Origin of the sequence: Streptomyces sp. NPDC059564 (assembly GCF_042735575.1) — a bacterium.
GTDB lineage: Bacteria > Actinomycetota > Actinomycetes > Streptomycetales > Streptomycetaceae > Streptomyces.
The window spans coordinates 1-1643 of sequence record NZ_JBHWBP010000669.1 but is presented as its reverse complement, the minus strand read 5'-3'; the positions used below and the strand labels follow the sequence as shown (position 1 = coordinate 1643).

At 75.1% G+C, this 1643-nt stretch carries 2 protein-coding genes; both read right to left on the bottom strand.

Annotated features, from left to right (window positions below; translation table 11 throughout):
• Positions 1–846, bottom strand: an 846-nt coding sequence (locus tag ACFV0Q_RS41485) for a serine/threonine-protein kinase (protein ID WP_385013285.1), incomplete at its 3' end; no start/stop codon positions are given.
• Positions 843–1610: an FHA domain-containing protein gene (locus tag ACFV0Q_RS41480; RefSeq protein ID WP_385013283.1), complete on the bottom strand. Its 768-nt coding sequence runs from the start codon at positions 1608–1610 to the stop codon at positions 843–845. The genes ACFV0Q_RS41485 and ACFV0Q_RS41480, both read right to left, overlap by 4 nt.
• Positions 1611–1643 lie beyond the last annotated feature (33 nt).

Below are 1643 nucleotides of genomic sequence, written 5' to 3'. Positions count from 1 at the left end.
GTCCTCGTGCCTCCGGGCCAGGCAGTCGCCGACGATCTCCCGCCAGGGACCGGGCAGTTCGGGCGACAGCCGCAGTTCCTCCTCGCCCCGGGCGTAGCGCAGCGCGGCGTCCCGGCGGGCGGCGGGGCTGCCGCCGGGCAGAGGCAGGGAGCCGGTCAGGACGACGTGGGCGAGGACGCCGAAGGCCCAGATGTCGGCCGTCGGGCGGATCTTCATCCCGCGTTCGCCGACTTCCGACCAGAGCAGGTCCGGCGGGGTGTAGTCGGGCGTCGCGAAGGCGGGAGAGTAGGCGTGGGTGCCCTCCAGTTCCGCCGCCATGTTGAAGTCGGCGAGCCGTGCCGTGCCGTCGGGCATCAGCAGGACGTTGCCGGGCTTGAGGTCGCCGTGCACCCAGCCCGCCCGGTGCAGCTGGTCGAGCCCCTCGCAGACCTGGGCCAGGAGGACCGGCCCGGCCGGCGGTACGCCGTCGGCCAGCAGGGCTTCCAGGGAACCCGCCGCCTCCTCCAGGACGAGCACGGTGGCTCCGTCGAGTTCGGGCCGGGCGGGGTCGTCGACCGTCAGCACGTCGTACATGCGGATCAGCCGGGGCGTGCGCACCCGGCGCAGCACCTCCGTCTCGCGGTCGGCGAGCTCCCTCAGGTGGCCGAGCTGGCGCGGGGTGCGGGTGCCGGTCGGGAGGACCTTGAGCGCGGCGCGGTCGGGCCGCCCCGGCTCGGGGGCCGCGCGCCGGGCCGCGTACACGCTGCCGAAGGCCCCGGCGCCCAGCAGGCGGCCGACGGTCCAGGGGCCGACCCGGTAGCCCGGCGGGACGGCGAGGGCGCCCGGGCGGCCGGCCCGCCCGTTCAGCGGGGGGTACCGGTCGGGGCGGTCGGCAGGGCCGCCAGGTCGGGCTCGCGGACCAGGTCGAAGCGCAGGGCCAGCGAGACGAGGCTCTCCTTCTTGCCGACCAGCCGCGGCCCCGGATCCGCGGTGTCGGGGCCGGGCTTGAGGCGGAGTTTGACGGCGAGGTAGTCGATGTTCCACTGCACGGAGGCGCGGTTCGCGGCCGGCCAGCAGGGCCTCAGCCGTTCGACGACCTGCTCGACGGTGGGCAGCGGCGCGTGCGGTGCGCCGCGCAGCCGCGGCTCACAGAGCGCGGTGAGGACCAGGAAGTACCGGCTGGAACGGTCGAGCGGAAAGGCCAGCGCGGTCGGCTCCCCGCCGGGCCCTATGACATCGCCGGTTCCGCCCTGTTCGGCGTCGGCGTCGGCGTAGTCGTGACGCGGCGCCCAGACGTCCAGGGTCAGCAGTTCGGAGCCGGCCGGCAGGACGATCCGGGCGAACTCGAACGGGACGGGTGCGCCGAGCCGCCCGGGGGCGATCTTGATGTGTTCGCCCGCGCCCTCGGGGTTCTCGACCACGTAGGTCGACGCGCGGCTGAGGTTGCTGAGCGACCAGTACGTCCCGGTGGCGGTGATCTCCCCGGCCGAGCGCGAGACGCCGGCGTGCGGGACGTGCAGGCGGCCGTCGCCCGCCTCTTCACGGCCGAACCGGAGGGTCTGCCCCGGTGCCAGGCGGATCTGTGCGGCCGGGGACATGGTGGGCCCCGGAACCACGAGGATGCTGTACACGCTGCTTCCTTCCCCCAAGGTGGCGGGGGAAGG